A 23,324-nucleotide genomic window follows, 5' to 3' on the forward strand; every position below is an offset into this window, starting at 1 on the left:
CCCCCTGATGACGGCCCCCCCCGCCTCCCCTGCCCACCTTCTGGGCCGCAGCCTGAGCGAGCTGGAAGCCTGGGCAGAGCAACAGGGTGAGAAACCATTCCGCGGCCGCCAGCTCCATGACTGGATCTATGCGAAGGGGGCCCGCAGCCTTGATGGCATCACCGTGCTGCCCAAGGCCTGGCGCCAGCGCCTGCTGAGCTCGCCTCCGGCCGGATCCCCCGACTGGATCGGCCGCTCCCAGGAGTTGCATCGCAGCATCGCCCGTGATGGCACCACCAAGCTGTTGCTGGCCACGGCCGATGGCCTCAGCCTGGAAACCGTGGGCATCCCGGCCAAGGGACGCCTCACGGCCTGCGTCAGCAGCCAGGTGGGCTGTTCGATGGCCTGCCGCTTCTGCGCCACCGGCAAGGGAGGGCTGCAGCGCTCCCTGGCAGTGCACGAAATCGTGGATCAGGTGCTGGCCGTGCGCGAGGCCATGGATGAGCGCCCCAGCCACGTGGTGTTCATGGGGATGGGTGAGCCGCTGCTCAATCGTGATGCGGTGCTGGCCGCCATCCGCTGCCTCTGCGCTGATCTCGGCATGGCCCAGCGTCAGATCACGGTCAGCACGGTGGGTGTGCCGCGCACCCTGCCCACCCTGGCGGAGCGGGCCCTGGCGGAGCTGGGCCGCGCCCAGTTCACCCTGGCCGTGAGCCTGCACGCGCCGGATCAGCGGCTGAGGGAGGAGCTGATCCCCACGGCCCACGCCTATCCGATTGAGGCACTGCTCGACGACTGCCGCTGCTACGTGGCGATCACGGGCCGGCGGGTGAGCTTCGAGTACATCCTGCTGGGTGGGCTCAACGACCAGCCCCACCACGCCGAGGCCCTGGCACGGCTGATCAGGGGCTTCCAGAGCCATGTGAACCTGATTCCCTACAACCCGATTGAGGAAGAGGAGTTTCAGCGCCCTGCCCCGGCAGCAGTGGAGGCCTTCCGCCGCATCCTCGAGGCCCGCCATGGTGCGGTGAGCGTGAGGGCCAGTCGAGGACTGGATGCCGATGCGGCCTGCGGTCAGTTGCGGCGGCGCCTGTCGCCCGGCATCACGGCCCACGCCTGAATCTGGAGCGGCCCCAGCCTCCTGGACTTGATCCGCTGCCGCCAAGGGGTGCCACGGTCCTGCTGTTGGCTGCGTGGATTGGCTGTCTTCATTGGCTGTAAAGTCAGGCTTGGCTGATTAGGCGGTTGCCTTGCTGTTTGTTGCTGGTTGTCACCGCTCAGGCACATCCTTTCTGTCTGGCCTTCTGCATGAGATGGCCAATCAGCTAGGCCTTGTCAACCCCCTGTTTGCCGACTCTGCTGCCCTGCCTGCCACGTTCGAGAACTCCAAGGGATATTTTGAATCCCGTTCTCTGCTGCAGGCGAACGATCGCATTCTTTCGTTTTTTGAATGCTCCTGGGATTTTCCCTGGTTAGGTCAGCCTGATTTCGCCGCGGCCCAGAGCCGTGCCTTCCTGGCCGAACTGCGTGCCGATCTGCCGATTCATACCCGTGATCACTTCTGGATCGACAAGGACCCACGTCTCTGCCTCACCAGCGAGGCCTACCGTCATGTGCTGTTACGGCAGATTCCCCTGATCGCCATCGTGCGGCACCCCATTGAGGTGGCCGCCTCGCTGCAGGCCCGGGATGGCATCCCCCCCGACCGTGGCCTTGCCCTCTGGGCCGCTTACAATCTGGCCCTGCTCGGCCAGGAGAGCGGAGCTCCTCGGCTGTGTCTGTCCTTCGAGAGTTTCGCCTCTCCGGCCACCTGGCCGCTGCAGCGACTCAGCAGTGCCCTGTCCGCGCTCTGGGACGAATGGCTGGAGCCGGCCCAGCTGGAGCGGCTTTCCCCCGCTCTGGTCGAGCAGGTGATCGGCCGTTCCTATGCGGACGGCCAGGTCCGTCAGCGAGCTGTGCTGCAGACCCGACTGACCCTGCCACCTGGGGTGCTCCTGGCCGAGACAGCCGTGGAGGCCTGGCAAGGGTTGCAGAAACGGCTGCTCGCGGGCGACCTCACCCCAGGGGTCAGGACTGATTCAAAGTGTGTCACAGTCGCTCTTGCCTGAGCTGCCTGCATGGGGTTTGGTCGGTGGTATCGCCGCTTCCTTGTGCCCGAAACCGCCTCTGCCGCAACTGATCTTGATCTGATCAGCTTCCTCAAGGCGATTCCTGATGCGCGAATGCGGCGTGGGGTGCGCATTCCGGCCTGGTACCTGCTGCTCGTGGCGGTGCTGGGCATCTTGAGCGGCTGTGAAAGCTTGCGAGATCTGGAGCGGTTTGCTCGCCGTCATCACGCCACGCTCACCAAGTCGGTTGGTCTTGAACTGCGGCGGCCCCCATCGGATTCTGCGTTCCGCTACTTCTTCCTGCAGGTGGATGTCGAGGTCTTGTGCGCGGCCATCCGTGACTGGACAATCGCCCAGATCCCTGGTGGTGCAGCGGATCTCGATCAGCTGGTGTGTGACGGCAAGACCCTGCGAGGCTCGATCGAGCCGACACTTGGTGGCGGCTCAGCGTTCATTGCCCAGGTGACGCTGTACTCGGCTGCCTTGGGTGTGGCGATCTCTCAGGCCTGCTACGCCACCGGTGAGAACCACGAACGGGCAGTGCTCCGGCAACTGCTCGGGGAGCTGGATCTCGAAGGGGTGCTGATCCAGGCGGATGCCCTCCACACCCAGAAACCGTTTTTCAACAGCTCCAGGAGCAGGGGGCCGACTTCCTCCTGACCGTCAAGGGGAATCAGAAGACACTGCATCGCCAGATCAGGAGCCAGTTCCAGGGGAAACGCCGCATCCCTGTCGAGGCAAGTGTTTTCGAGGAGGGTCATGGTCGTGCAATCACCTGGACGCTCCGCGCCAAACAGGCCCCGGAGCACATCAGAACAGAGTGGAGCGGCACCAGCTGGATCGTGGAGGTGACAGCCACCGGCACCCGCGGGGACAAGCCTTTCCATGCCACGCACCGATTCCTCACCAGCCTGCGGACCACTCCAGAAGCTCTGCTGCAACTGGTGCGAGACCGCTGGAGCATTGAGGGCTGGCACTGGATCCGCGACACCCAGCTCCATGAAGACGCCCACCGGTACCGGGGCAATGGCGCTGGAGCCATGGCCACGCTGCGAACGGCAGCGCTGAACCTGTTGCGACTGGCGGGTTTTGAGTCGATTCGTGCCGGGATGCAGGCCGTAACTCACGACATCAAAGCGCTACTGGCGATGGCGACGAGAAAGCCAGAACCAAGCTCGAGTTAAGACTTTGAATCAGCCCTGCCCCAGGGGTGGCCCAGGCCCTGCTCGGTCCTCTGGTCGCGCGGGTGCTTGCCTGCCCAGGGGCGATTCCGGGCTGGCGTTCGGGTACCGATCAGCTGGGCGCCCTGCGCGCCGAGTGCAGGCAACGTGAACTCGAACTGGAGGCCGCAAGGTCAAGCCTCAGAAGCCAGACCCAGGTGCTCAGCGAGCTCAACGCCGCCCAAACCAGGCTGCAACAGGAACGGGATGCCCTGGAGGGGCGGCACAGCGCCCTGTCTCAGCAGCAAGAGCACACCCAGGAGCGGCTTGCGGCCCGACGGGAGCGCAACGCCGCTCTCCAGCTGAAGCTCGATCGCAAGCGGCAGCTGATCAGGCAGCTGCGGCATCAGCGAGATCACGCCCTGGCGCTGCTGGGCGCTCTGCGGCAGCTGATCGCTCGGGCGATCCGCCAGATCTGATCAGGGTTTTTCTCGCCCTCGGAGATCAGCATCACCACACGTTTTCAATCACATTCATGGCGCGGAGATAGGCCGGAATCTCCTCGCTGGAGCTGCCGTCATCGGCGTTGCCGTCGTCGGGAATGGCCCGCCGGGCGTTGTCGGCCACCACGGCATTCGCGAGCAGATCGAGGCTTTCGGGGCGCTCCAGGCTCTGCAGTGCCTCCGAGTAGCGCCGGCTGTGGGAAGGGCGCACCGACTCCTGACAATAGTTGGAGAGTTCGCGGCTTTCAGTCATCACCCGAAAGGCAATGGCCTTGGTGTCGCTCTTGCCGAAGATGGCCATGTAAAGGAGGTTCACCATCGATGCGTCGTGCACCTGTATGCCGTAGTTCACCAGGATCTGAGGCCAGTAGCGCAGCGCCTTCAGACCCTCGAGGCCGCCTTTCTTGACGCCCGATTGCTCACACCACTGCTCGAACTCGTCCACATCCACGGGACAACGGCCCAGTTTGCGCATGCCCTCAGCCAGGATCTGCCCAGCCTGAAAGTTCCGCGTGGGCTTGCCGCAGACTGGCAGCATCATGCTGCCGCGCACATCCGCCACCATCGCCGTGAGCTGGGTGAAGGTGTGATCGCGCACCTTCTCCATTTCGCCTCCGCGGCTGAGGGTGGCTTCGATCCGCTGCACCCCGTAGCCCAGTTCGGTGAGCGGAAAGGGCTGCCTGCCGTAGAGGCGCTGCCGGTCGCGGCGCCGCATGGATACCGAGGAGGCCTGGTCCAGGCACTGGTCGAGCAACAGCGTCAGCAGGGTGGGCAGGATTCCGGTGTTCTCGGCGTGGAAGGTGTAGCCGAATCCGGCAAAAATCGAGGAAATGTTCTTGGCGGCCTTGATGTACTGAGCCTCGACGTTATGGACTCCAGGTGAGACCTGAATGTTGGGGGAGAGCCGGTCCATCAGCCGCGCGCCGATCATCGCGGTGATGCCGTTGGGATGGCAGAAGTTGGCTGTGAAGCTGTCCACGGGATCGCGCAGGGCACCGTGCCGGTGGAAGCCTGAGAAGAAGGCCAGGTTGGGCTGCCGTTCACACAGCACGTAGGAATCGTTGCGGAGCGGGTCGTGGCTGAAGGAACCCGCCAGGCAGGCCATCACCACCTGTTCACGCCCCAGCTCCCGGCGCAGTTCACAGGCCTCGTGCAGGTCCTGCTCGATGTGGTTGCTGTTGGCGGTGAGCACCACCAGATCGCAGCGCTCGATCAGGGTGCGCAGGCTGTTGGGCCGCAGCTGGCCATGGTGCTCGTGCTGGAGCATCTTCTCCATCGTGGCCACATGGTGAGGGTCCATGCCGGAGAGATCCCGCGGCGTGAAGGCTCCGAACAGGGAGCGGCCCGGCCGGGGGGCCAGCAGCAGGCGGTCGCCGCCGCCGTGCATGGCGCTGTTGTAGGCCAGTGATGCCGGGTAGAGCCCGATGCTGTAAAAGCCCACCCGGCCGTCCTCCAGATCCAGGATCCGCCTGCGCACGGTGTCCTGGTCGAGCGAGTCGGCAAAGAAGCTGTTCAGCATCGGGCAGGTCGCAGCGGCCGGCAGAGATCACGCCTTCATACTGCGCCCACCAGCGCCGCTCGCCGTGCACACGATCGACTGGCTGATCCTGATCGGCTATCTGGTGTCCAGTCTGCTGCTGGGCCTCTGGCTGGCCCGTCGCAACCGCGACCAGTCGGATTACTTCGTGGCCGGACGCAGCCTCAAGGGCTGGCTGGCCGGCGCCTCCATGGCCGCCACCACCTTCTCGGTGGACACCCCCCTCTACGTGGCCGGGCTCGTGGGGGTGCGCGGTCTGGCCGGCAACTGGGAGTGGTGGAGCTTCGGAGTGGCGCACGTGGCGATGGCCGTGGTGTTCGCGCCCCTCTGGCGCCGCAGCGGCGTGCTCACCGATGCTGCCTTCACGGAATTGCGCTATGGCGGAGCCACGGCCGCCTGGCTGCGAGGCATCAAGGCCTTCCTGTTCGCCCTGCCGATCAATTGCATCGGCATCGGCTACGCCTTTCTGGCCATGGCCAAGGTGAGTGAGGCTCTCGGGCTGGCCCCTACGCCTGAGGCCCGTCTCACCCTGCTGGCGATCGTGGGGGTGCTGGTGCTGATCTATACGGCGGCAGGCGGCCTCTGGGCCGTGGTGGTGACGGACATGGTGCAGCTGGTGCTGGCCCTGGCCGGTGCCACGGCGGTGGCCGTGGCGGCCGTGCACGCCGCCGGGGGCATGGATGCCCTGCTGGCCAGCCTGCGGGCCCTCGAACGCCCTGAGTTGCTGTCGATGGTGCCCTGGCAGGTCGAGGGCGGCCGCATCCGGTGGCTGGAGGGGGCAGGCATCTCTGTGCCCACCTTCACGGCCTACATCGCCCTGCAGTGGTGGAGCTTCCGCCGCAGCGACGGTGGCGGCGAGTTCATCCAGCGGCTCCTGGCCACCCGCAACGAGCGCGAAGCCCGGGTGGCGGGATGGGTGTTCCTGGGGGTCAACTATCTCCTGCGCAGCTGGCCCTGGATCCTGGTGGCCCTGGCGGCGGTGGTGCTCCTGCCCGACCAGACCGACTGGGAACAGAGCTATCCCCTGCTGGCGGTGCGGCTGCTGCCACCCGTGGCTCTGGGGCTGGTGGTGGTGTCCCTGGTGGCGGCGTTCATGAGCACGGTGAGCACAGCGGTGAACTGGGGGGCCAGCTACCTCACCCACGACCTCTACCAGCGCTTCATGCGCCCCCGTGCCAGCGAGCGCGAGCTGTTGCTGATCGCCCAGCTGGCCTCGGTGTTGCTGGTGGTGCTGGGGGTGATCACGGCCCTGCTCAGCAACAACATCGGCACGGTGTTCCGGTTGGTGATCGCCATCGGCACCGGTCCCGGGGTGGTGCTGGTGCTGCGCTGGTTCTGGTGGCGGGTCAATGCCGCCGCCGAGCTGGCGGCGATGGTGGGAGGCTTTCTGGTGGGCTTCGCCACGTCAGTGGTGCCGTTGCTGCGCATCGACGACTATGGCGAGCGTCTGCTGGTCACCACCGCCGTAACTGGAGTGGTGTGGATCGGGGTGATGGTCTCCACGCCGCCGGAGTCTGCAGAGGTGCTGGAGCACTTCGTGCGCCAGGTGCGGCCGGCGGGGCCCGGCTGGCGAGGCTGGAGGCAGCGCACCGGCGTTGAACCCGAAGAAACGCTGCTGCAGCTGCTCACCCAGCTGGTCAGCAGCTGTGCGGTGCTGTTCGGCGCCCTGCTCGGCATCGGCGGCTTCCTGCTCAAGCTGCCCCTCTGGGGCTGGGGTGGCCTGGCGGTGGCGGTGCTGGGGGCCCTGGCGCTGCAGCAGGGACGTCGGCTTCAGGGCCAGCTGCGCGGACTGCTGGGGCAGACCCCACAGGGGTGATGATGGCCTCGGTGGTGGGCCTTCTGCCCCCAGTCCCTGCCGGATCCCAGTGCAATTCCTCCGCTCCACCCTGCTGCCCGCCGCCATCGTGGTGCTGTTCGGCCTGGCGCTGTTTGCCGTCAGCGCCCGCATCTGGCTGCCGGGCGACATGGCCGCCCCCGCTCCGGTGGGTTGAGCGAGATCCGTGAGTGTGTCCCCGTCCGATCCCTGGCCCGAGCTGCCAGCCACGCCGGGCCCCTATCCGGAGAGCCCCCAGGAGCTGTATCTCGACCCTGACGTGCTGGCCCAGGAACTGGCCCAGGAGTTGCTCGGCGATCCCCTCGATGAGCTCGATGGCGCCGAGGACAGCACGGTGGACGTGGTGGCCGAATGCCAGCTGGGCCTGACCCTGCTCGCCGGGGCCCACGAGCAGCGCATGCAGGGCCTGCGTATCTTCTGCGAGCACCGCGACCCCCGCTCGGTGCCCCTGCTGCTGCCCTTGCTGGAGGCCTCCTGCCCGATCCTGAGGATGAGCGCGGTCTACGCCCTGGGCCGTAACCCCAGCCCCCAGGCCGTGGCTCCGCTGCTGGCCCTGCTGGCCAGCGACGACAACGGCTATGTGCGCAAGGCCGTGGCCTGGAGCCTCGGCAACTACCCCGAGGCCCCGGTGCTCAACCCCCTGATCCGGGCCCTGCAGGTGGACATTGCGGCGGTGCGCCTCTGGGCCGCCAGTTCCCTGGCGGATGCCGGCAGCACCGGGCCGGCCAAGGCGGATCCGGCGGCCGCCCAGCTGCTGCTGAGTCTGCGCATTGACAGTGAGCCGGCGGTGCGCAGCAACAGTGCCTGGGGCCTGGGCCGCCTCTTCCCGGATCTGGTGCAGCCGCGCCAGCAGGAGCTGGTGGAGTGTCTGCTCCACACCATGCTTCACGACGCCGAGTCGGGCGTGCGCGATGAAGCGCGGCTCGCCCTCGAGCAACTGGAGCAGCCCGAGGTGCTGGAGCGGCTCCAGACCCTGGTGGATGAGGGGCTGCTGGCCTGATCCCAGCCAGCCTCAGATCACGGTTAACATCGCCCCATTCCGAACCGTCACGGGATGGCGCAACACACCATCCGCTTCCGCATCCGGCCTGACGGCCGGGTCGAAGAGCTGGTGGAGGGCGTTCAGGGTCAGGGCTGCGAGCAGCTCACCGAGCGCATCGAAGCCCGGTTGGGCAGCGTCCAGCAGCGAAGCAGCACCGCGGAGGCCTACCAGCCGTCCCGGCAGCTCCAGAACGAATCCCAGACCACCCAGCTCACCTGAGGCCATGTCCCACTTCAGCACCGTCAAGACCGAGCTCCGTGACCGCGGCGCCCTGCTCGAAGCCCTCAGCGACCTGGGCCACGATCCCCGCGAAGGGGAGTTGTCGGTGAGGGGTTACCGCGGCCAGAGCGAACTGGCCCAGGTGGCGATCAGCCAGTCCAATGGCGCCGACATCGGTTTCCGCTTCAATGCCAGCCAGGGGCGCTACGAACTGGTCACCGACCTCGACCTCTGGAAGCAGCAGGTTCCCGTGGAGCGCTTCCTGGCCCAGCTCACCCAGCGCTACGCCCTTCGCACCGTGCTCTCTGCCAGCCTCGACGAGGGCTTCCAGGTGAGCGAACAGGCCAACCAGGCCGATGGCAGCATCGAACTGGTGGTGACCCGCTGGAGCTGACCATGACCACCGGCATCGATCCAGCCCTGGCCTTCACGGCCCCGAGTCAGCGCGAGCAGCCAGCCGCCACGGGGCATGAGCCCGTTCTCGGCGGTGCCCTGCGCCAGCAGGCCGTGTGGGTGGATGAGGCCGTCTGCATCGGCTGCCGCTACTGCGCCCACGTGGCCGGCAACACCTTTCTGGTGGAGGAAACCTGGGGACGCTCCAGGGCGATTCGCCAGGACGGTGACAGCACCGACAGGATCCAGGAGGCCATCGACACCTGCCCCGTGGACTGCATCCACTGGGTGGCCTATGAGGCGCTCCCCTCGCTTGCCGAGCAGCTCTCCCAGCAGGACATCCAGCCCCTCGGTTTCCCCAACCCTTCCCGGGTCCGGCGCACCCTGCCCCGTCGGGAAGCCCGTCCATCGGCCTAGGGCTCGCCCTTCAAGCCGCTTCCCCGATGATTCCCACCCGTCGCTTCGGCCGCACCGAGCTGGCCATGCCGGTGCTCTCCCTGGGGGGCATGCGTTTCCAGCAGAGCTGGACAGACCTTCCCGCCGAGCAGATCAGCGCTGAGAGCCAGGCCAATCTGGCCGCGACCCTGGATCAGGCCAGGTCGAGGGGGTTGCACCACATCGAGACCGCCCGCCATTACGGCAGCTCCGAGCGCCAGCTGGGCTGGTTGCTGAGCCAGCGGCCCGATCCCTGCCGCATCCTCCAGACCAAGGTGCCCCCCCAGGAGGATCCGGCCGCCTTCGAGGCCGAGCTCAGCCTCAGCTTTGAGCGGCTCGCGGTGGAGCGGGTCGATCTGCTGGCCATCCATGGCGTCAACCTGCCGGAGCATCTGCACCACACCCTGCGCCCGGGCGGCTGCATGGAGGTGGCGCGGCGCTGGCAGCGCCAGGGGCGCATCGGCCATGTGGGCTTCTCCACCCACGCCAGCCTGGAGCTGATTCTCGAGGCCATCGCCAGCGACGCCTTCGACTACATCAATCTGCACTGGTATTTCATCCGCCAGGACAACCAGCCCGCGCTGGAGCTGGCCACCCGCCACGACATGGGCGTGTTCGTGATCAGCCCCACGGACAAGGGAGGCCATCTGCACACCCCCTCCCCGCGGCTGCAGGAGCTGTGCGCGCCCCTGCATCCGATCGTGTTCAACGACCTGTTCTGCCTCTCGGCCGCCGGGATCCACACGATCAGCGTTGGGGCCTCCTGCCCGGCAGACCTGGAGCTGCATCTGGAGGCCGTGGGTCTGCTGGATCAGGCCGAGCGCCTGCTGCCGCCTGTGCTGGATCGGCTTGAGCAGGCCCGCCGCGAGGCGCTTGGGCCGCGCTGGTTGGAGAGTTGGCAGGAGGGACTGCCGGACTGGTCTGAGGCACCCGGAGCGATCAACCTGCCGGTGCTCCTGTGGCTCCACAACCTGCTGGAGGCCTGGGATCTCGAAGGCTTCGCCAGGGCCCGCTACGGCCTGCTGGGCAGCGGTGGCCACTGGTTTCCTGGCGCCAATGCCGATGCTCTCGACACCACCGTCAGCGCACAGGCCCTGGATAGGGCCCTGGCCGGCAGCCCCTGGAGAGAGGAGATCCCGCCGCTGCTGCGCCGCCTGCGGCAACGCCTCGGCGGCGCCCCGGTGCAGCGGCTCAGCTCGGCCGCCTGAGGCCCGAAGCTCCCGCTGGTTCAGCTGCTGCCCAGGGGGTGCCGGCTGGGTACCCCCACGGCCCTGGGATAGGCCTGCGGGCATGGGGCCGCAGGGCTGAGCCACACCGCATGGCGGATGCCCCGCCCAGCGGGCAGATCGCAGGACGTCACGGCGCTGACTTCCGCCTTGAGGGCTCTAGCGGCCCGTTCCAGTGGCTCCTGGTCGGTCCCGCTCCACTGGCCGCGGTACAGCAGGGCCTGGCCCCCCGGAGCCAGCAATGGCACCAGGTATTCCGCCACCACCGGGGCTGCCGCCACCGCCCTGGCCATGGCCAGGGCAAAGCGGCCGCGGCACTCCACGGCCCGGCCGCTGAGCTCGACCCGCTCCAGACGTACGGACACCCTGGAATCCAGTCCCAGGGCCGCAGCCATGGCTGTCACGGCCTCCAGCTTGCGTCCCACGGAGTCCACCAGGGTGAGACGGGCCCGGGGCAGGGCCAGGGCGATGGCCAGGCCGGGAAAGCCGCAGCCGGTGCCCACGTCGATCATCTCCAGGGGCTCAGCGGCGTGAGGGCTCTGCAGCAGGGCTCGCAGGGGCCAGAGGCTGTCGAACACCTGCGAGATCCAGTAGTCGTCACCCTCCACCAGCCGGGTGAGGTTGCGGCGCCCGTTCCAGAGCCGCAGCTCGTCCTGGAGGTGCTCAAAACCCCTGAGCTGGTCAGGGTCGGGCCGCCAGCCCAGCCGGCTCCAGAGGGCCTCAGGCTGCAGGCTCCCGGCAGCCTGGAGTCCGGGGGCAGTGGGCATGGGCGATCAACGGGTGCAAGATTCCTAGGATCTCCCATCCTGGGTTTCCTGTCGTTGCCGCCCTCCGGCTCGCGTTCCAGCCATTACGCCCTGCTGCAGCTGCCCTCCACAGCCACGCCGGAGCAGCTGCGGCAGGCCTTCCGCAGCCTGAGCAAGCTGTACCACCCGGATACCACCGCCCTGCCCAAGGATCAGGCCGCTGAGTCCTTTCTGCAGCTGCGCCAGGCCTATGCGGTCCTCAGCAACCCCGAGAGCCGTCGCCAGTACGACGCCGAGCTGCGTCAGGAGCTGCTGCTGGCAAGCCGCAGCGTCGCTCCCCCCGCATTGCGGCTGCAGCAGCCCGGACGGCCCCTGCCCGTGCGACGCGCCCTCTCCGGCGGTGAATGGCTGGCCCTGCTGCTGTTGGCGCTGGCCCTGGCGCTGAGCCTCCTGCTGGGGGTCGGCCTGGCCCTGGCCCGGGGAGTGGAGCTGGCTCGCCTCCCCAGCTGGTGGCCTCCGGCCTGAGGGTTGCTCCACCACCTGTTGCCGTTTCCATCCCCGCTTCGCATGCCCGAGCTCCCTGCCGACCACACCCCCCTGTACCACCATCCGCTGCCGGATCTGGAGGCCTGGCTCCGCCATCTCGGTGCCGTACAGAGCCCCTCCAACACCTGCCTCTGGGATCTGCACCGGCCCGCCTGGAGTGCCCAGATCGAATTGGAGGTGGAGGATCTCAAGGTGAGCTGGCAGGCCGATGGCCGCGACTGCGTGCGCCAGTTCCCCTATGGGCTCTCGCGCGCCGACGTGGAGGCGGCGATCCTGGCCGGCCCCTGAAGCGAGCCGGGGCCGAGCCAGGCTGGCCGCTTCCCGGCGCTCACTGGCAGCGGTCGCTGCGACGGCTCTCCTCAGCGGCCAGCGGCCCGCAGTTGACCCAGCGCACCAGCGTCAGCTCCACGTCGGTGAACAGGGCCAGGATGGCGCCGCACACCACCACCAGGGCCAGGCTCACCAGGGCATCGCGGCGGATCCTGGTGTTCGTCCGCGGCATCACGGCCCCTCCGGTGGGATGGCTGGGGTATGGCTGCGCAATCTATGGCCCACCTGCTGGCGGTGCCATTCGGCTGCCAGGGCCTCCCGGGTCAGTTGCGTGAGAGCGGGCAGTTGAGCGATCACCGGGATGCCGCCCAGCTGTTCGAGGGTGCGGGGGTTGTCCTGGTGCTCCGGGCCGTTGAGGATCAGTCCCAGCACCGGAATCCGGCGCCGGCCCAGGGCCTCCAGCGACAGCAGGGTGTGGTTGAGGGTGCCCAGGCCGCTGCGGGCCACCAGCACCACCGGCAGTTGCCACTGCAGCAGCTGCTCGATCTGGAGCCAGTCGCGCCGCAGCGGCACCAGCAGCCCCCCCGCGGTTTCCACCACCAGCGCCCCCGCCACCGCAGGCAGGGCAAGGCGCTGCGGATCGATCTGCACAGCCTGCTGCTCGGCGGCCCAGTGGGGAGACACCGGCGCGTCCAGGCGGTAGGCCTCCGGCAGGAAGCGACTGTCGGGCAGCTGCAGCAGGGCCTGCACCCGGCCGCGGTCGCCGCCCCCCTCCAGGCCGCTCTGAATGGGCTTCCAGTAGCGGGCGCCCAGGCCCTGCATCAGCCAGGCACTCACCACCGTCTTGCCCACGTCGGTGTCGGTGCCGCACACCACGAGCTGCAGAGCTTCGGTCATGGTCTCTGACCCACCAGGATCAGCACATTCCACGTCACCACGCCTTGGTCGGGCCACTGCCGCAGCAGCCGTCGCAGCTGACCGGTGGCCAGCGGCGTGCCGCTGACCAGGCCGGCGCCCAGCTGCTGCAGGTGGCGCAGAAAGCCCAGACCACTGCCGTAGGAGCGGCTGAAGCGCAGCTGGTCGCGCCGCTCCAGCTGCAGGTGCCGCGCTGCCGCAGCCTCCAGCACCGCGGCATCGGGCAGGGGCCAGCGGCTGTGGGGCACCGCTGCTCTGGTGGCGGCCTGTTCCCACTGGGGGAAGCTGCCTGCCGTTGGCACCGCCAGGGCCAGCCAGCCCCCGGGCGCCAGGCTCCGGCACCACAGTTCGAGCTGCCCCGGCGGGTCCTGCAGCCACTGCAGCGCAAAGCTGGAGGTGAGCAGGCCGCACCCGTTCAGATTCCGGGGCAGCCCTTGGTCAAGGTTCCAGATGAGCTGGCCATGGCTGGCTGCCAGGGGGTTGTGCGCCAGCAGGGCGCGGCAGCCATCCAGCTGTTGCAGGCTGCCCCGGAAGCCCTGCTGTTCGAGAGCCCGCCCCAGCAGTCCGCTGCCTGCCCCCAGATCAGCCATCGGGCCCGGGGGCAGGGCCAGGCTCAGGCAGTGCCTGGCCAGCCGCCAGGCGACCGCCCGCTGCAGCTGGGCATGCCGGTCGTAGCTCGAGGCCTGGCGGGCGAAGCCCTGCGCTGCCCTGGCGTCCGCCACGCTCTCATCTCCCATGCTCAGAGCTCCCGGAGCCAGCCGATCACCATCTCCAACCAGGACGGCACCAGCAGGGCATGGCCTGCCCCCTCCACGCTGATCCGCTCGGCTGCGGGCAGGGAACGCTGCAGCCAGGCCCTGGCCTCGGGGACCACGATCTGATCCTGTTCAGCCTCCACCACGAGGCAGCGGGCCTGGGTGGGGAACCCCTCGGGCAGCGCCTCGCAGTGCTGGAGCAGGATCAGATCGTGCAGCAGCCGCTCGCGCCCCTCGGCGCTCAGCGGGCTGTCGAGGATCGACACCGGCAGAGCGCTGAGCGGCTGCGGTGCCGCCGCCTTCTCCAGAAAGCGGCGCAGCATGGCTTGGGCCTCCGGCCCTTGCAGCTGCTGGGCCATGGCCCTGAGGGCGCTGATCAGGGGCCGTCCGGCGGCACCGGAGGGCACGAAGCGCCCGAAGCTGGCCAGCAGCACCACGGCATCGGCCTGGCGCAGCAGGTCCGCCGGCAGCAGGTGGGGCCCGAGCGAATGTCCCACCACCACCCGCGGCCCCTCCGCGTCCAGCCACTGCGGCTGCACGGGTGCGCTGGGGCCGTAGCCCCGATCAGCGCTCTGCCACGGCCAGCCCTCGCGACGGGCCGCTGCTGCCAGGGGGGCCCAGCCGCGGCTGTCCCCCAGCCAGCCGTGCATGGCGATCACTTGCATGGACCGTCGGGGGATGGAGGACCAAGGGCCTGGAGCAGCCGCGGCAGGCTGCCGCGGGGAAGATCGTGGCGCAGCACCAGCCGCAGCCTGGCGGTGCCCCGGGGCACCGTGGGGGGGCGGATCGCCACCGTGAGCAGGCCGGCCGCCTCCAGCCGGGTCTGCAGGGCCAGGGCAGCGCCGTCCTCACCCACCAGCAGCGAGAGGATCGGCCCCTCCCCAGCCGGCCGGGGCCAGCCCGCCGCCTCCAGAGCCTGCCGCCAGCGCTGGGCGCGAGCCAGCAGGGCTGGCCCTCGATCCCGCTGCTGGATCTCGTCCAGGGCGGCCAGCGCCGCAGCGGCCAGCGGCGGGGCCAGGGCGGTGGTGTAGCGAAAGGCGCCACTGCTCTGCAGCAGCCATTCGATCGTGAGCTCGTCGCCGGCCAGGAAGGCCCCGCCGCTGCCGAAGGCCTTGCCCAAGGTGCCGCTGATCAGGGCGATGGATGGCAGGCCATGGCCCAGACCCCGTCCTGTCTGCCCCAGCACCCCCAGGGCGTGGGCCTCATCCAGCACCAAGGCTGCGCCGTGGGCGGCGCAGAGCGCGGCCAGGTCCGCCACGGCTGGGCTGGTGCCCTGCATCGAGTACAGGCTCTCACTGAGCACCACCAGGCGTTGAGCGGGATCGATCCGACGCGCTCCGGCCAACCGTCGCTCCAGATCGCTGAGGTCGTTGTGGCGGAAGCGTCTCAGCTGGGCTCCGCTGGCCCTGACGCCCATCAGCAGCGAGTGGTGGATCAGCCGATCGGCCAGCACCAGGCTGTGCCGATCGGCCAGGGCCGTCACCGCGGCCAGGTTGGCCTGGAAGCCACTCGGGAAGAGCAGCGCCCGCTCACGACCGAGCCAGGTGGCCAGCTGCTGTTCGAGGGCCGTGTGCACGGGCCGGGTGCCACTCACCAGGCGCGAGCCGCCTGCACCGACACCCTGCTCGTCCATGACCTGCCTTGCCGCTGCCACGACCGCGTCATGCTGGGCCAGGCCCAGGTAGTCGTTGCTGGCCAGGTCCAGCAGGGGTGGGCCCTGGTCTGGCGTCAGGCGGGCTGCACCCCGTGCCGAGAGGCTGCGCAAACGACGCAGGCCGTCAGCAGGGATGGCGGCCAACGCCTGGTGGAGCTCCTCCTGCCAGCTCGACGCGCCGGCCTGAAGCGCCCCCTCAACCTGATTGGCCATCACTGCAGATTAAGGTTCCGACCCCACTGTTCCGGCATTCCCCTGGAGCGCTTCACCGTTCTCTTTCCCGTCTGGACCCTGCTGGCTGTGCTGCTGGCCCTGCCGTTCCCGGGGCTGTTCAGCTGGCTGCAGGGGGGCTGGATCGTGGCCGCCCTGGCCCTGATCATGCTCGGCATGGGCCTCGATCTGGAGCCGGCTGATTTCCGTCGGGTGCTGCTGAGGCCGCTTTCGGCGCTGATCGGCGTGGCCGCCCAGTTCCTGGTGATGCCCCTGCTGGCCGCCCTGGTGGCCTGGTGGTTGCAGCTCCAGCCCCCCCTCGCCGTGGGATTGATCCTGGTGGGGTGCTGCCCCGGCGGCACGGCCAGCAATGTGGTGGCCCTGATCGCCCGGGCCGATGTGGCCCTCTCGGTGGTGATGACCACGGTGAGCACCCTGCTGGCCGTGCTGCTCACGCCGCTGCTCACCAGCGGATTGGCCGGCCGCTACGTACCGGTGGACGGCTGGAGGCTGCTGCTGGATGTGCTGCAGGTGGTCTTGCTGCCGGTGGTTCTGGGGGTGCTGCTCAAGCGGATCAGCCCACCGCTGGCCAGGCGGATCGCACCGGCGATGCCCCCTCTGGCGGTGCTGGCCATCGTGTTGATCGTGGCCAGCATCGTCGGCAGCCAGCGCGATGCACTGGTGGAGCAGGGCCGCCTGTTGCTGCTGGCCACCCTCCTGCTCCACGCCGGTGGTTTTCTGCTGGGCTGGCTGATCCCGGCGTTGCTGCGGCAGCCGCAAGCTGTCAGGCGCACGGTCAGCCTTGAGGTGGGGATGCAGAACTCTGGATTGGCTGTGGTTCTGGCCCGCTCCGGCTTCGCCCTCTCACCGCTCGCCGCCCTGCCCGGTGCGATTTCTGCCGTGGTTCATGCGGTGCTGGGCAGTGTGCTGGCCGTGATCTGGCGCAAGACGCGCTGCAGGGCAGGGAGATGTGCCGATGATGCTCAGTCCATCACACGCAGCTGTAGCAATGTAGGGCAATCTCCTGACAGAAATCCACACAACTAAAGTAACGGCTTGATCATCAACGAGATGGCCATCAGGGCAATGATAATCATTTGGATGATCTCGCAGCTCCAGTAAAGCTGAAGCAAGTGGGCAGTGGCGAGATGAGTGGTAAAATAGATGAGATTAAGGACGGGATGGGTCAAGCCTCCGCCTTTCTAGACCTAATCCCCTAGGCTCAATGCGTAGACTATTCAAGATCATTCAAAAGCTCTATAGGGGAATGGTGCTACGATTGAGTGTTCGTGGCCACAGCGAAAGCAAAAATTTGCGGCGTGGTGAACTGGCCACTGAATCAAAGATCATTGGTCTTGACAAGCTTGCCACATCCTTGTCAACGGTGACGGTACTATTTATTCACTTTCATCACAGGGGATTGATCTCTGCAGGATACCTGAAAGTCATTTCCTCCGCCATCGAATGTGGCTACCGAGTGGTGTTAGTCTCCACAAAGCTATCGGACCTTTGGTGTGAAAAGCTTGTATCGATGTCGGTAGCTGTCATTCAAAGAGGAAATAGTGGTTATGACTTTGGCTCTCTTCAAGCGGCTCGAAAGATTTTGATGGAGCACGGTCTTTTTGGCTCCAAGCGATATGTTGTGATCAATAGCAGTATGCTGAATATCGCCAGCCATGGCTTCCATGGCGATCCTTTCCTTGACGCCTTGGTGGATCCACCGGATGAGGCTGATCTAGTAGGAATCACAAGCTCCTATGAGGATCGCACCTTTCACATTCAGACGTTCTTCTTCAGCATGTCGCAACGCATGTTTGAGGCAAAAACCTTTGGCAGGTTCCTTGGTGACTATCTTCGTGGCCTGAGCTCAACGAAAGAAGCGTCTCGCACATATGCAATCAAAAACGGAGAATTGAAGCTAACGAGATTTGCCCTTTCACAAGGTTTGCTAGCCAGATCCTTGCTATTTCATCATGGCCTTCCCGATGTGGCTGCTTTTGAAGAGATGAAGGTACTATCACGTAAAATGGTGGACATTCTTGAAGATGAAGATGGGCTGGTCTGTGCGAATAATATTAAATCATTGATTAATGATTTTTCATCTGAGTGGATTCCCAAGGCAGGTCTGCAATACAATCCATCCCAGGCCTGCTGGGCTTTATTGATGTCGCGAGGCTTTCTTTTTCTCAAGCGTGAGGTTTTAGAGCTCAGTGAAACCCGCTCTATCCATGCTCCTTCAGTGTGTGCACTGCTCATGCCATTGCTGAGTTTATTGACCATTGATATTCCCGAATGGTCAGACTTGAATCAACTTCCAGAGATAATCTATGCTCCACCCGTAAGATCGAGTAAGCGATGATCAAGACATGAGATCTGAGCCAAGCAAGAGCCATCCATTGTTGCCATCTGAGTTTGATGCTCAGTTCTATCTTTCGACGTGCTCCAAGGATTTGCAGTCGTTGGATCCAGATGCGGCCTATCAGCACTTTCGATCGCGCCGTGGCGATCAAAACGTCTTCCCATCGGCTTCAGCATTCCTTAAGGATAAGCTTTCGGATTCAAAGTTTCCAGGAGATGCAAAAAGAATCTGTGTATCATTTAACTGGAGAGACTATCGAGATCTGAATGAAGACTTGCGCTCCTTGAGCCCTCTTGAGGTTGTCAAGCATTATCTCGCAAATGGAATCTATGAGCCAAGGCAAATCCTAAGCTCGGCAAGATTGTTGGATCGGCGATTTGCAGTGCAAGCAAAGTTAGATCGAGTTGCCCCTGATGTTTCCATCCAAGTCGTCGTTCACTGCTATTATTATGACATTCTTTGCGGTTTGCATCTCTATCTCCGAACGCTGGCTCGGCTTGGAGCGAAGATTCTTGTCTTGGTTGTGAATGATCGTATTCAAGATTCAGTTATGGATGACTTCCTCGGCTCTCTCTGTACGGGGGGGTCTAATCATGAGTGGTTTCGCATGACGAATTATGGCGAGGACTGGTCGTCATTTCATTTGGCATTCCAGCAAGGCCTGCTCATCAAGTCTGGCGTAATTTACAAGATTCAGACTAAGAAGTCTGCCAATCTTGGCCCAGATGGCGGTGTTGCATGGACAGACGAAGCCCTTCAGCCAATCTGTGGCTCGTATTCAAATGTATTTGATACAACTGAGCTGCTGACACATGGTATGCGGTCCATTGTCGCGAGTTCCCTTTGCAGGCAAACAGGTTTTGGAGCCAATAAGAACATGCTTTATGACTATTTGGAGCAACTTGACTTGTCTGTGGATGCGGCCCGCAATGATTCTTTCTGCATGGGCTCCATGTTCGCGGCGGATGCAGGCTTTCTCCATCGCTACTTCTCAAGGCTTGGCCAAGTTGATTATAAGCAGGAGTCTGCCGGCGGAACAAAATTCTGCGGGCGCTATGTTGGCCATGCCATTGAGCGAACTATCTACTATTTCGCTAGTCAGGTAGATGGCAGTCAGGCCGTGGCTTGGGTGGATTGATCCATTTTGGATTGAAGTAACCTGGGCTTTGGTTGGTAATGCATTAGGCCCTCCTCAAACCCAATGGCAATGCTGGGAGGCAGCAACGAATCGGTTAGGATAGGTGAGCATCGATTGCGGTTTGCTTTGAACGCAGGACCTTTAGGCGCATTCAGCGATGGTCTTGTTCTGGATGACTTCCAGATGGCTGCAGTTGAAGCCTTGAATAATGGCCTTTCCGTTGTTGTCAGTGCTCCCACTGGAAGCGGCAAAACCCTGATTGGGGAATACGCCATTCATCGGGCACTCTCCCATAGTCATCGCGTGTTCTACACCACCCCCCTGAAGGCCCTATCAAATCAGAAGCTTCGGGATTTCAAGGAACAATTTGGTAATGATCGAGTTGGTCTGCTCACAGGTGATCTCAGTCTCAATCGAGATGCGCCAATTGTCGTGATGACAACCGAGATCTTTCGTAATATGCTCTATGCTGAAATTGATCATCCTGATGATGACCCGTTGCGGGATGTAGAAGCTGTTGTTCTGGATGAATGTCACTACATGAATGACACCCAGCGGGGCACCGTCTGGGAAGAGTCGATCATTCATTGCCCCCCATCCATTCAACTTGTGGCCCTCTCCGCCACAGTCGCCAACGCTGATCAACTCACTGATTGGCTCTGCCGCGTGCATGGTCCTACCCAATTGGTCATCAGCACCCACCGTCCTGTGCCATTGCACTTCAGCTTCTGCAGCGCCAAAGGCCTGCATCCTCTGCTCAATGATGCAGGTACGGATCTGCACCCGAACAGCAAAGTTTGGCGGGCCCCCAAGGGTTCTCGCCGCAAGGGCCCTGGCGCTGCCAGGTCTCCGCAGCCGGAGCCTGCACCGCTGGCTTTTGTGGTTCAGAAGTTGGCTGAGCGGGACATGTTGCCCGCGATCTACTTTATTTTCAGCCGACGCGGCTGCGATAAGGGAGTGCGTGATCTGGCCAGGCTGAATCTTGTGTCAGATGAAGAGCGCTTGCGTCTTCAGCAGCAATTGGATTCCTTCGCTGCCTCCAGCCCAGAGGCTGTTCGGGATGGCTACGCCGAGCCCCTCTTGCGGGGCATTGCCTCTCACCATGCTGGAGTGCTGCCGGCCTGGAAGGAATTGATTGAGGCTCTGTTCCAGCAGGGACTTATCAAGGTTGTCTTTGCCACGGAAACCTTGGCTGCAGGCATCAACATGCCGGCCCGAACCACAGTGGTGTCTTCACTCTCCAAGCGCACGGAGCGTGGCCATCGCTCACTGACGGGCAGCGAGTTTCTGCAGATGGCAGGACGGGCAGGTCGCCGAGGTCTCGACGTGCAGGGGTACGTGGTGACAGTGCAGAGCCGCTATGAGGGCGTGCGCGAGGCTGGTCAGCTGGCCACCGCACCAGCCGATCCACTGGTGAGCCAGTTCACGCCCAGCTACGGCATGGTCCTGAACCTGTTGCAGCGCTATGACCTCGCCAAGGCGAAGGAGTTGGTTGAACGTAGCTTTGGCCGCTATCTCGCCACGCTCGATCTGGTGGAGGATGAGGCTTGCATCAACGAGTTGATGCTCCAGCTCAGCGCCCTTGAAACCAATGCTGACGATGTGCCGTGGGAGGCTTTTGAGGACTACGAAAAGCAGCGGGGCAGGCTCAGAGAGGAGAGGCGCCTGCTGCGTACCTTGCAACATCAGGCCGAGGAGACCCTGGTCCATGAGCTCACGGCAGCGCTGCAGTTTGCCAGCGTGGGCACGCTGGTCAGCCTCAAGGCACCGCCGCTTCGGGGTGGAATCACCCCGGCGGTGATTGTGCGCAAGCCACCCGGGCCTGGCCAGTTCCCCTTGTTGCTTTGTCTGACGGACGACAACGTCTGGATTCTGGTGCCTTGCAGTGCCGTTGTCAGCCTTCATGCCGAACTGAGCTGCCTTCAGGTGAGCGACCTTGAGACCCCGCAACTCGTCCATACCGGCGAGATTCGCCATGGTGATCAGCAGAGTGGGGGGCTTGCCTTGGCCGTGGCCTCCATGGCGCGCCGGCACGACATGACCACTCCCCACTACGACCTGGCGGCCGAGGTGCGCAATCAGGCTGAGTGTGTTGAGGCTTTGGAGCGTTCCCTGACGACCCACGCCGCCCACCGTTGGGGGGATCGCAAGCAACTCAAGCGCCATCGCCGTCGCATGGAGGAGCTGAACGAGGAGATCGCGGAGCGCCAGAGGCTTTTGCACTTCCGCTCCAACCGCCATTGGGACACGTTCCTGGCACTGATTGAGATTCTTCGCTTTTTCGGTGCGCTGGCCGGTTCAGACGGGTTGCAACCTACGGAGGTGGGGCTCACCGTGGCTGCATTGCGGGGCGACAATGAGCTCTGGCTGGGCCTGGCCCTGATCAGCGGCCATTGTGACGAGCTCGATCCAGCCGAGCTGGCCGCCACGCTTGAGGCCATTTCCACCGAGGTCAACCGGCCTGATCTGTGGTGCTCCTGGGGGCCACCGCCTGCGGTGGAGGAGGCCCTCCACAGCCTGCGTGGGATGCGCCGTGAGCTCGGTCGACTGCAGGAGCAGGCCGGGGTCGTGGTTCCGATCTGGTGGGAACCTGAGCTCACCGGACTTGTCCATGCCTGGGCGTCTGGAACCCCCTGGGCCGACTTGATGGCCAACACGTCACTGGATGAGGGCGATGTGGTGAGGGTGTTGCGCCGCACGGTGGACCTGTTGGCCCAGATTCCCTATGGGGTCGCCGTCAGCCAGCAGCTCCGTGACAATTCCCGCTCCGCCCTGAAGGCCATCAATCGCTTCCCGGTCTGTGAGCTTGAAGACCTGCTCCCTACGCTGCCATGAGCCGTGAACTGCTCCGGCTGAGTGAGTCGCGTCACTGTCTGGTCGACCTGTTCGGTGCGGCGCCGTTGGCCCAGCAACGCCCTCAGGTAAGCGATGCCCTCCTGCGTGCCTACCTGCGCCACCCTGGACGGGTGTTGGCGGCCCTGCTCAGCCGTCAGCGATTGAAGCGGCTGGCCGCGGGGCGTTTCCACTACTCCTCCAGAGCCATTGTGGCGGGTCCATGGCAGCTGCAGCCCCAGTTCTGGTTTAACGCCAGTTGGAGCGGTGACAGCGTGCAGATCCAACTCGTGGACTGTCAGCTCCAAGGCCTTCCCGATTCGGGCCCCGGGCAGGGAGTACGCCTCGAACTTGAGGCTTGCCTGCGGGCTGAGAACGCCATGCTGGTGGCCTCAGCCACGGCGGCCCTCGAGTTGCAACCGGGGCCGCTCACCGGCTGGCTGCCCAGGCCGCTGTTCGCGCTGTTGGGCAGGCAGGCCCTGCTGGCCTGCCTGTCAAGGCTTGAATCCCGCTGCCAGAGGCGGCTACCATTAAACGCCCTTGCCTGGATGGACCGTGGCGAGCTCGCAGCTCAAGGCATTGCGGCTCCTGCCCACCAGGAGCCCTTCTGATCTCGAACAGGGCACTGTCGTCTTTGACCAGGTCAGCAAGCGGGTTTCTCTGGGCGGTAGCCGCACGCTGACAGTGCTGGATGATCTCTCCCTCACGATTGAGGCAGGAAGCAAAATCGCCCTTTTCGCGGCCTCAGTGGAGACCAGTCGTGCCTTTCTGAACTGCCTGGCGGGGCATGAAATGGTCAACAGCGGCGACCTTTTGGTGGGTGGTTCGTCGTCCTGGTTGATCGGCTCCAGAATGCCTCTGATGCCTGTACTCACGGGCCGGGCTAATGCAGAATTTCTCGTTTCTGTTTATGGGGTCTATGAAGACGATGAGCGAGAGGTTGATTTCATAAGAAAGCTTTGTGGCTTGGGTAGTTCTTTTGATGAGCCCCTTGAAAAGTATACTTCGGGCATGAAAGATAGGTTGAAGCTGGCGTTGTCTTTGGCTTTTCAGTTTGATGTCTATCCCGTGATGCGATGGGATGGTTGGAATTGTCGGGCTGATGTCCCCTTCATGAATCAAGTCAGGCGACTGGTTGATCGCCGCTTGGAGGGGAGAACATTGGTTGCAGAGGCATCAAATTCTCAAAACTTTGCATTGGACTACTGCAATGAAGGCATTGTACTGAAGGATGGAGCCATCATTTACAGGGGATCACTTGATGATTGTGCTGTCTTGGCAAAAGAAGCCCAGGCAGCGCGTAAGGAGAGATCACTGTCTCGGCATTTAAGGCAGCATTCAGATGTTGAAGAGGATCTTCAGGGGACCATGGATGATCTGCTTGAGGCACCGATCTTTGATGGGCCACAAGCTCCGCGGCCGCGTCAGACAGTGCGGCAACCTGCTCGGGAGGTTGGCTGACT

Annotated in this window: 25 protein-coding genes and 1 pseudogene; 19 read left to right on the forward strand and 7 right to left on the reverse strand. The window is 64.6% G+C overall.

What is annotated here, in order from left to right; genetic code table 11:
* Positions 1 to 7: 7 nt before the first annotated feature.
* From rlmN to CyaNS01_RS02875, 4 genes and pseudogenes are all read left to right on the forward strand, one after another.
* The gene (gene rlmN, locus CyaNS01_RS02855; protein WP_186698687.1) at positions 8 to 1,099 is read left to right on the forward strand and encodes a 23S rRNA (adenine(2503)-C(2))-methyltransferase RlmN; all 1,092 of its coding nucleotides are present in this window, start codon (positions 8 to 10) and stop codon (positions 1,097 to 1,099) included.
* Positions 1,100 to 1,292: 193 nt separating this feature from the next.
* Complete coding sequence (locus CyaNS01_RS02860; protein ID WP_186698689.1) at positions 1,293 to 2,087, forward strand: hypothetical protein; 795 nt, start codon at positions 1,293 to 1,295, stop codon at positions 2,085 to 2,087.
* Positions 2,088 to 2,096: 9 nt separating this feature from the next.
* Positions 2,097 to 3,271, forward strand: a pseudogene (locus CyaNS01_RS14450) (ISAs1 family transposase).
* A gap of 26 nt (positions 3,272 to 3,297) precedes the next feature.
* Positions 3,298 to 3,726 (forward strand): hypothetical protein, encoded by a 429-nt coding sequence (locus CyaNS01_RS02875; protein WP_186698691.1) that lies wholly within the window; start codon positions 3,298 to 3,300, stop codon positions 3,724 to 3,726.
* A 31-nt stretch (positions 3,727 to 3,757) separates the two neighbouring features.
* On the opposite strand, the gene CyaNS01_RS02880 is transcribed toward CyaNS01_RS02875, so the two are convergent.
* On the reverse strand, positions 3,758 to 5,269 hold the full coding sequence (locus CyaNS01_RS02880) for a hypothetical protein (protein WP_186698693.1): 1,512 nt from the start codon (positions 5,267 to 5,269) through the stop codon (positions 3,758 to 3,760).
* A 64-nt stretch (positions 5,270 to 5,333) separates the two neighbouring features.
* On the opposite strand from CyaNS01_RS02880, the gene CyaNS01_RS02885 reads away from it, so the two are divergent.
* Genes CyaNS01_RS02885 through CyaNS01_RS02910 form a run of 7 tightly spaced genes read left to right on the forward strand, consistent with a single transcriptional unit; the run spans position 5,334 to position 10,418 of the window.
* A complete protein-coding gene (locus CyaNS01_RS02885; protein ID WP_186698695.1) occupies positions 5,334 to 7,103 on the forward strand; it encodes a sodium:solute symporter family protein in 1,770 nt (589 codons plus the stop codon).
* Between the two features lie 49 nt (positions 7,104 to 7,152).
* A complete protein-coding gene (locus CyaNS01_RS14725; RefSeq protein ID WP_255460123.1) occupies positions 7,153 to 7,278 on the forward strand; it encodes a hypothetical protein in 126 nt (41 codons plus the stop codon).
* Between the two features lie 42 nt (positions 7,279 to 7,320).
* Positions 7,321 to 8,121, forward strand: a complete 801-nt coding sequence (locus CyaNS01_RS02890; protein ID WP_225875893.1) for a HEAT repeat domain-containing protein — start codon at positions 7,321 to 7,323, stop codon at positions 8,119 to 8,121.
* A 54-nt stretch (positions 8,122 to 8,175) separates the two neighbouring features.
* Positions 8,176 to 8,382, forward strand: a complete 207-nt coding sequence (locus CyaNS01_RS02895) for a DUF2997 domain-containing protein (protein WP_186698698.1) — start codon at positions 8,176 to 8,178, stop codon at positions 8,380 to 8,382.
* A 4-nt stretch (positions 8,383 to 8,386) separates the two neighbouring features.
* Entirely contained in the window at positions 8,387 to 8,776 is a 390-nt protein-coding gene (locus tag CyaNS01_RS02900; RefSeq protein ID WP_186698700.1) for a DUF1257 domain-containing protein, read from the forward strand.
* Between the two features lie 2 nt (positions 8,777 to 8,778).
* Positions 8,779 to 9,192: a ferredoxin gene (locus CyaNS01_RS02905; RefSeq protein WP_186698702.1), complete on the forward strand. Its 414-nt coding sequence runs from the start codon at positions 8,779 to 8,781 to the stop codon at positions 9,190 to 9,192.
* Positions 9,193 to 9,218: 26 nt separating this feature from the next.
* The gene (locus tag CyaNS01_RS02910; RefSeq protein ID WP_186698703.1) at positions 9,219 to 10,418 is read left to right on the forward strand and encodes an aldo/keto reductase; all 1,200 of its coding nucleotides are present in this window, start codon (positions 9,219 to 9,221) and stop codon (positions 10,416 to 10,418) included.
* 20 nt (positions 10,419 to 10,438) lie between these two features.
* Here the strand turns inward: CyaNS01_RS02910 and CyaNS01_RS02915 are convergent, their stop codons facing one another.
* A complete protein-coding gene (locus CyaNS01_RS02915) occupies positions 10,439 to 11,203 on the reverse strand; it encodes a 16S rRNA (guanine(527)-N(7))-methyltransferase RsmG (protein ID WP_186698705.1) in 765 nt (254 codons plus the stop codon).
* Positions 11,204 to 11,257: 54 nt separating this feature from the next.
* Here CyaNS01_RS02915 and CyaNS01_RS02920 point away from each other — a divergent pair, with 54 nt between their 5' ends.
* Together CyaNS01_RS02920 and CyaNS01_RS02925 are read left to right on the forward strand one after the other, a co-directional pair.
* On the forward strand, positions 11,258 to 11,707 hold the full coding sequence (locus tag CyaNS01_RS02920; protein WP_225875771.1) for a J domain-containing protein: 450 nt from the start codon (positions 11,258 to 11,260) through the stop codon (positions 11,705 to 11,707).
* 42 nt (positions 11,708 to 11,749) lie between these two features.
* Positions 11,750 to 12,016: a DUF3143 domain-containing protein gene (locus CyaNS01_RS02925; RefSeq protein WP_186698707.1), complete on the forward strand. Its 267-nt coding sequence runs from the start codon at positions 11,750 to 11,752 to the stop codon at positions 12,014 to 12,016.
* A 40-nt stretch (positions 12,017 to 12,056) separates the two neighbouring features.
* Here CyaNS01_RS02925 and CyaNS01_RS02930 read toward each other — a convergent pair whose 3' ends face one another.
* Genes CyaNS01_RS02930 through CyaNS01_RS02950 form a run of 5 tightly spaced genes read right to left on the reverse strand, consistent with a single transcriptional unit; the run spans position 12,057 to position 15,535 of the window.
* Positions 12,057 to 12,230, reverse strand: coding sequence for a hypothetical protein (locus CyaNS01_RS02930; protein ID WP_186698709.1), 174 nt, complete (start codon positions 12,228 to 12,230; stop codon positions 12,057 to 12,059).
* Positions 12,230 to 12,895, reverse strand: coding sequence for a dethiobiotin synthase (gene bioD / locus CyaNS01_RS02935; protein WP_186698711.1), 666 nt, complete (start codon positions 12,893 to 12,895; stop codon positions 12,230 to 12,232). The genes CyaNS01_RS02930 and bioD overlap by 1 nt, the downstream gene beginning before the upstream one ends.
* Entirely contained in the window at positions 12,892 to 13,650 is a 759-nt protein-coding gene (locus CyaNS01_RS02940; RefSeq protein ID WP_186698713.1) for a methyltransferase domain-containing protein, read from the reverse strand. The genes bioD and CyaNS01_RS02940 overlap by 4 nt, the downstream gene beginning before the upstream one ends.
* A 2-nt stretch (positions 13,651 to 13,652) precedes the next feature.
* Positions 13,653 to 14,333, reverse strand: a complete 681-nt coding sequence (locus CyaNS01_RS02945) for an alpha/beta fold hydrolase (RefSeq protein WP_225875772.1) — start codon at positions 14,331 to 14,333, stop codon at positions 13,653 to 13,655.
* The gene (locus CyaNS01_RS02950; RefSeq protein WP_186698715.1) at positions 14,324 to 15,535 is read right to left on the reverse strand and encodes an aminotransferase class I/II-fold pyridoxal phosphate-dependent enzyme; all 1,212 of its coding nucleotides are present in this window, start codon (positions 15,533 to 15,535) and stop codon (positions 14,324 to 14,326) included. The genes CyaNS01_RS02945 and CyaNS01_RS02950 overlap by 10 nt, the downstream gene beginning before the upstream one ends.
* Before the next feature lie 36 nt (positions 15,536 to 15,571).
* Here CyaNS01_RS02950 and CyaNS01_RS02955 point away from each other — a divergent pair, with 36 nt between their 5' ends.
* From CyaNS01_RS02955 to CyaNS01_RS02980, 6 genes are all read left to right on the forward strand, one after another.
* Positions 15,572 to 16,579 (forward strand): bile acid:sodium symporter family protein, encoded by a 1,008-nt coding sequence (locus CyaNS01_RS02955; protein ID WP_186700146.1) that lies wholly within the window; start codon positions 15,572 to 15,574, stop codon positions 16,577 to 16,579.
* 220 nt (positions 16,580 to 16,799) lie between these two features.
* Positions 16,800 to 17,891 (forward strand): hypothetical protein, encoded by a 1,092-nt coding sequence (locus CyaNS01_RS02960; RefSeq protein WP_186698717.1) that lies wholly within the window; start codon positions 16,800 to 16,802, stop codon positions 17,889 to 17,891.
* A gap of 7 nt (positions 17,892 to 17,898) precedes the next feature.
* A complete protein-coding gene (locus tag CyaNS01_RS02965) occupies positions 17,899 to 19,029 on the forward strand; it encodes a rhamnan synthesis F family protein (RefSeq protein ID WP_186698719.1) in 1,131 nt (376 codons plus the stop codon).
* Between the two features lie 63 nt (positions 19,030 to 19,092).
* Positions 19,093 to 21,864, forward strand: a complete 2,772-nt coding sequence (locus CyaNS01_RS02970; RefSeq protein WP_370561650.1) for a DEAD/DEAH box helicase — start codon at positions 19,093 to 19,095, stop codon at positions 21,862 to 21,864.
* Positions 21,861 to 22,472: a DUF1997 domain-containing protein gene (locus tag CyaNS01_RS02975; protein WP_186698721.1), complete on the forward strand. Its 612-nt coding sequence runs from the start codon at positions 21,861 to 21,863 to the stop codon at positions 22,470 to 22,472. The genes CyaNS01_RS02970 and CyaNS01_RS02975 overlap by 4 nt, the downstream gene beginning before the upstream one ends.
* Positions 22,417 to 23,322: a hypothetical protein gene (locus CyaNS01_RS02980; protein WP_186698723.1), complete on the forward strand. Its 906-nt coding sequence runs from the start codon at positions 22,417 to 22,419 to the stop codon at positions 23,320 to 23,322. Before CyaNS01_RS02975 ends, CyaNS01_RS02980 begins: the two co-directional genes overlap by 56 nt.
* The last annotated feature ends 2 nt before the right edge of the window (positions 23,323 to 23,324 follow it).

Origin of the sequence: Cyanobium sp. NS01, assembly GCF_014280235.1 — a bacterium.
Taxonomy (GTDB): Bacteria; Cyanobacteriota; Cyanobacteriia; order PCC-6307; family Cyanobiaceae; genus NIES-981.

Excerpts from the sequence above, each read along its gene's own strand:
- CyaNS01_RS02945 (WP_225875772.1), bottom strand. The coding sequence starts at position 14,333 with ATGCAAGTGATCGCCATGCACGGCTGGCTGGGGGACAGCCGCGGCTGG.
- CyaNS01_RS02860 (WP_186698689.1), top strand. The coding sequence starts at position 1,293 with ATGGCCAATCAGCTAGGCCTTGTCAACCCCCTGTTTGCCGACTCTGCT.
- CyaNS01_RS02900 (WP_186698700.1), top strand. The coding sequence starts at position 8,387 with ATGTCCCACTTCAGCACCGTCAAGACCGAGCTCCGTGACCGCGGCGCC.
- CyaNS01_RS02975 (WP_186698721.1), top strand. The coding sequence starts at position 21,861 with ATGAGCCGTGAACTGCTCCGGCTGAGTGAGTCGCGTCACTGTCTGGTC.
- CyaNS01_RS02910 (WP_186698703.1), top strand. The coding sequence starts at position 9,219 with ATGATTCCCACCCGTCGCTTCGGCCGCACCGAGCTGGCCATGCCGGTG.
- CyaNS01_RS02970 (WP_370561650.1), top strand. The coding sequence starts at position 19,093 with ATGGCAATGCTGGGAGGCAGCAACGAATCGGTTAGGATAGGTGAGCAT.
- CyaNS01_RS02940 (WP_186698713.1), bottom strand. The coding sequence starts at position 13,650 with ATGGGAGATGAGAGCGTGGCGGACGCCAGGGCAGCGCAGGGCTTCGCC.
- CyaNS01_RS02965 (WP_186698719.1), top strand. The coding sequence starts at position 17,899 with ATGAGATCTGAGCCAAGCAAGAGCCATCCATTGTTGCCATCTGAGTTT.
- CyaNS01_RS02930 (WP_186698709.1), bottom strand. The coding sequence starts at position 12,230 with ATGCCGCGGACGAACACCAGGATCCGCCGCGATGCCCTGGTGAGCCTG.
- CyaNS01_RS02915 (WP_186698705.1), bottom strand. The coding sequence starts at position 11,203 with ATGCCCACTGCCCCCGGACTCCAGGCTGCCGGGAGCCTGCAGCCTGAG.
- bioD (WP_186698711.1), bottom strand. The coding sequence starts at position 12,895 with ATGACCGAAGCTCTGCAGCTCGTGGTGTGCGGCACCGACACCGACGTG.
- CyaNS01_RS02925 (WP_186698707.1), top strand. The coding sequence starts at position 11,750 with ATGCCCGAGCTCCCTGCCGACCACACCCCCCTGTACCACCATCCGCTG.
- CyaNS01_RS02880 (WP_186698693.1), bottom strand. The coding sequence starts at position 5,269 with ATGCTGAACAGCTTCTTTGCCGACTCGCTCGACCAGGACACCGTGCGC.
- CyaNS01_RS02950 (WP_186698715.1), bottom strand. The coding sequence starts at position 15,535 with ATGGCCAATCAGGTTGAGGGGGCGCTTCAGGCCGGCGCGTCGAGCTGG.
- rlmN (WP_186698687.1), top strand. The coding sequence starts at position 8 with ATGACGGCCCCCCCCGCCTCCCCTGCCCACCTTCTGGGCCGCAGCCTG.
- CyaNS01_RS02905 (WP_186698702.1), top strand. The coding sequence starts at position 8,779 with ATGACCACCGGCATCGATCCAGCCCTGGCCTTCACGGCCCCGAGTCAG.
- CyaNS01_RS02895 (WP_186698698.1), top strand. The coding sequence starts at position 8,176 with ATGGCGCAACACACCATCCGCTTCCGCATCCGGCCTGACGGCCGGGTC.
- CyaNS01_RS02960 (WP_186698717.1), top strand. The coding sequence starts at position 16,800 with ATGGTGCTACGATTGAGTGTTCGTGGCCACAGCGAAAGCAAAAATTTG.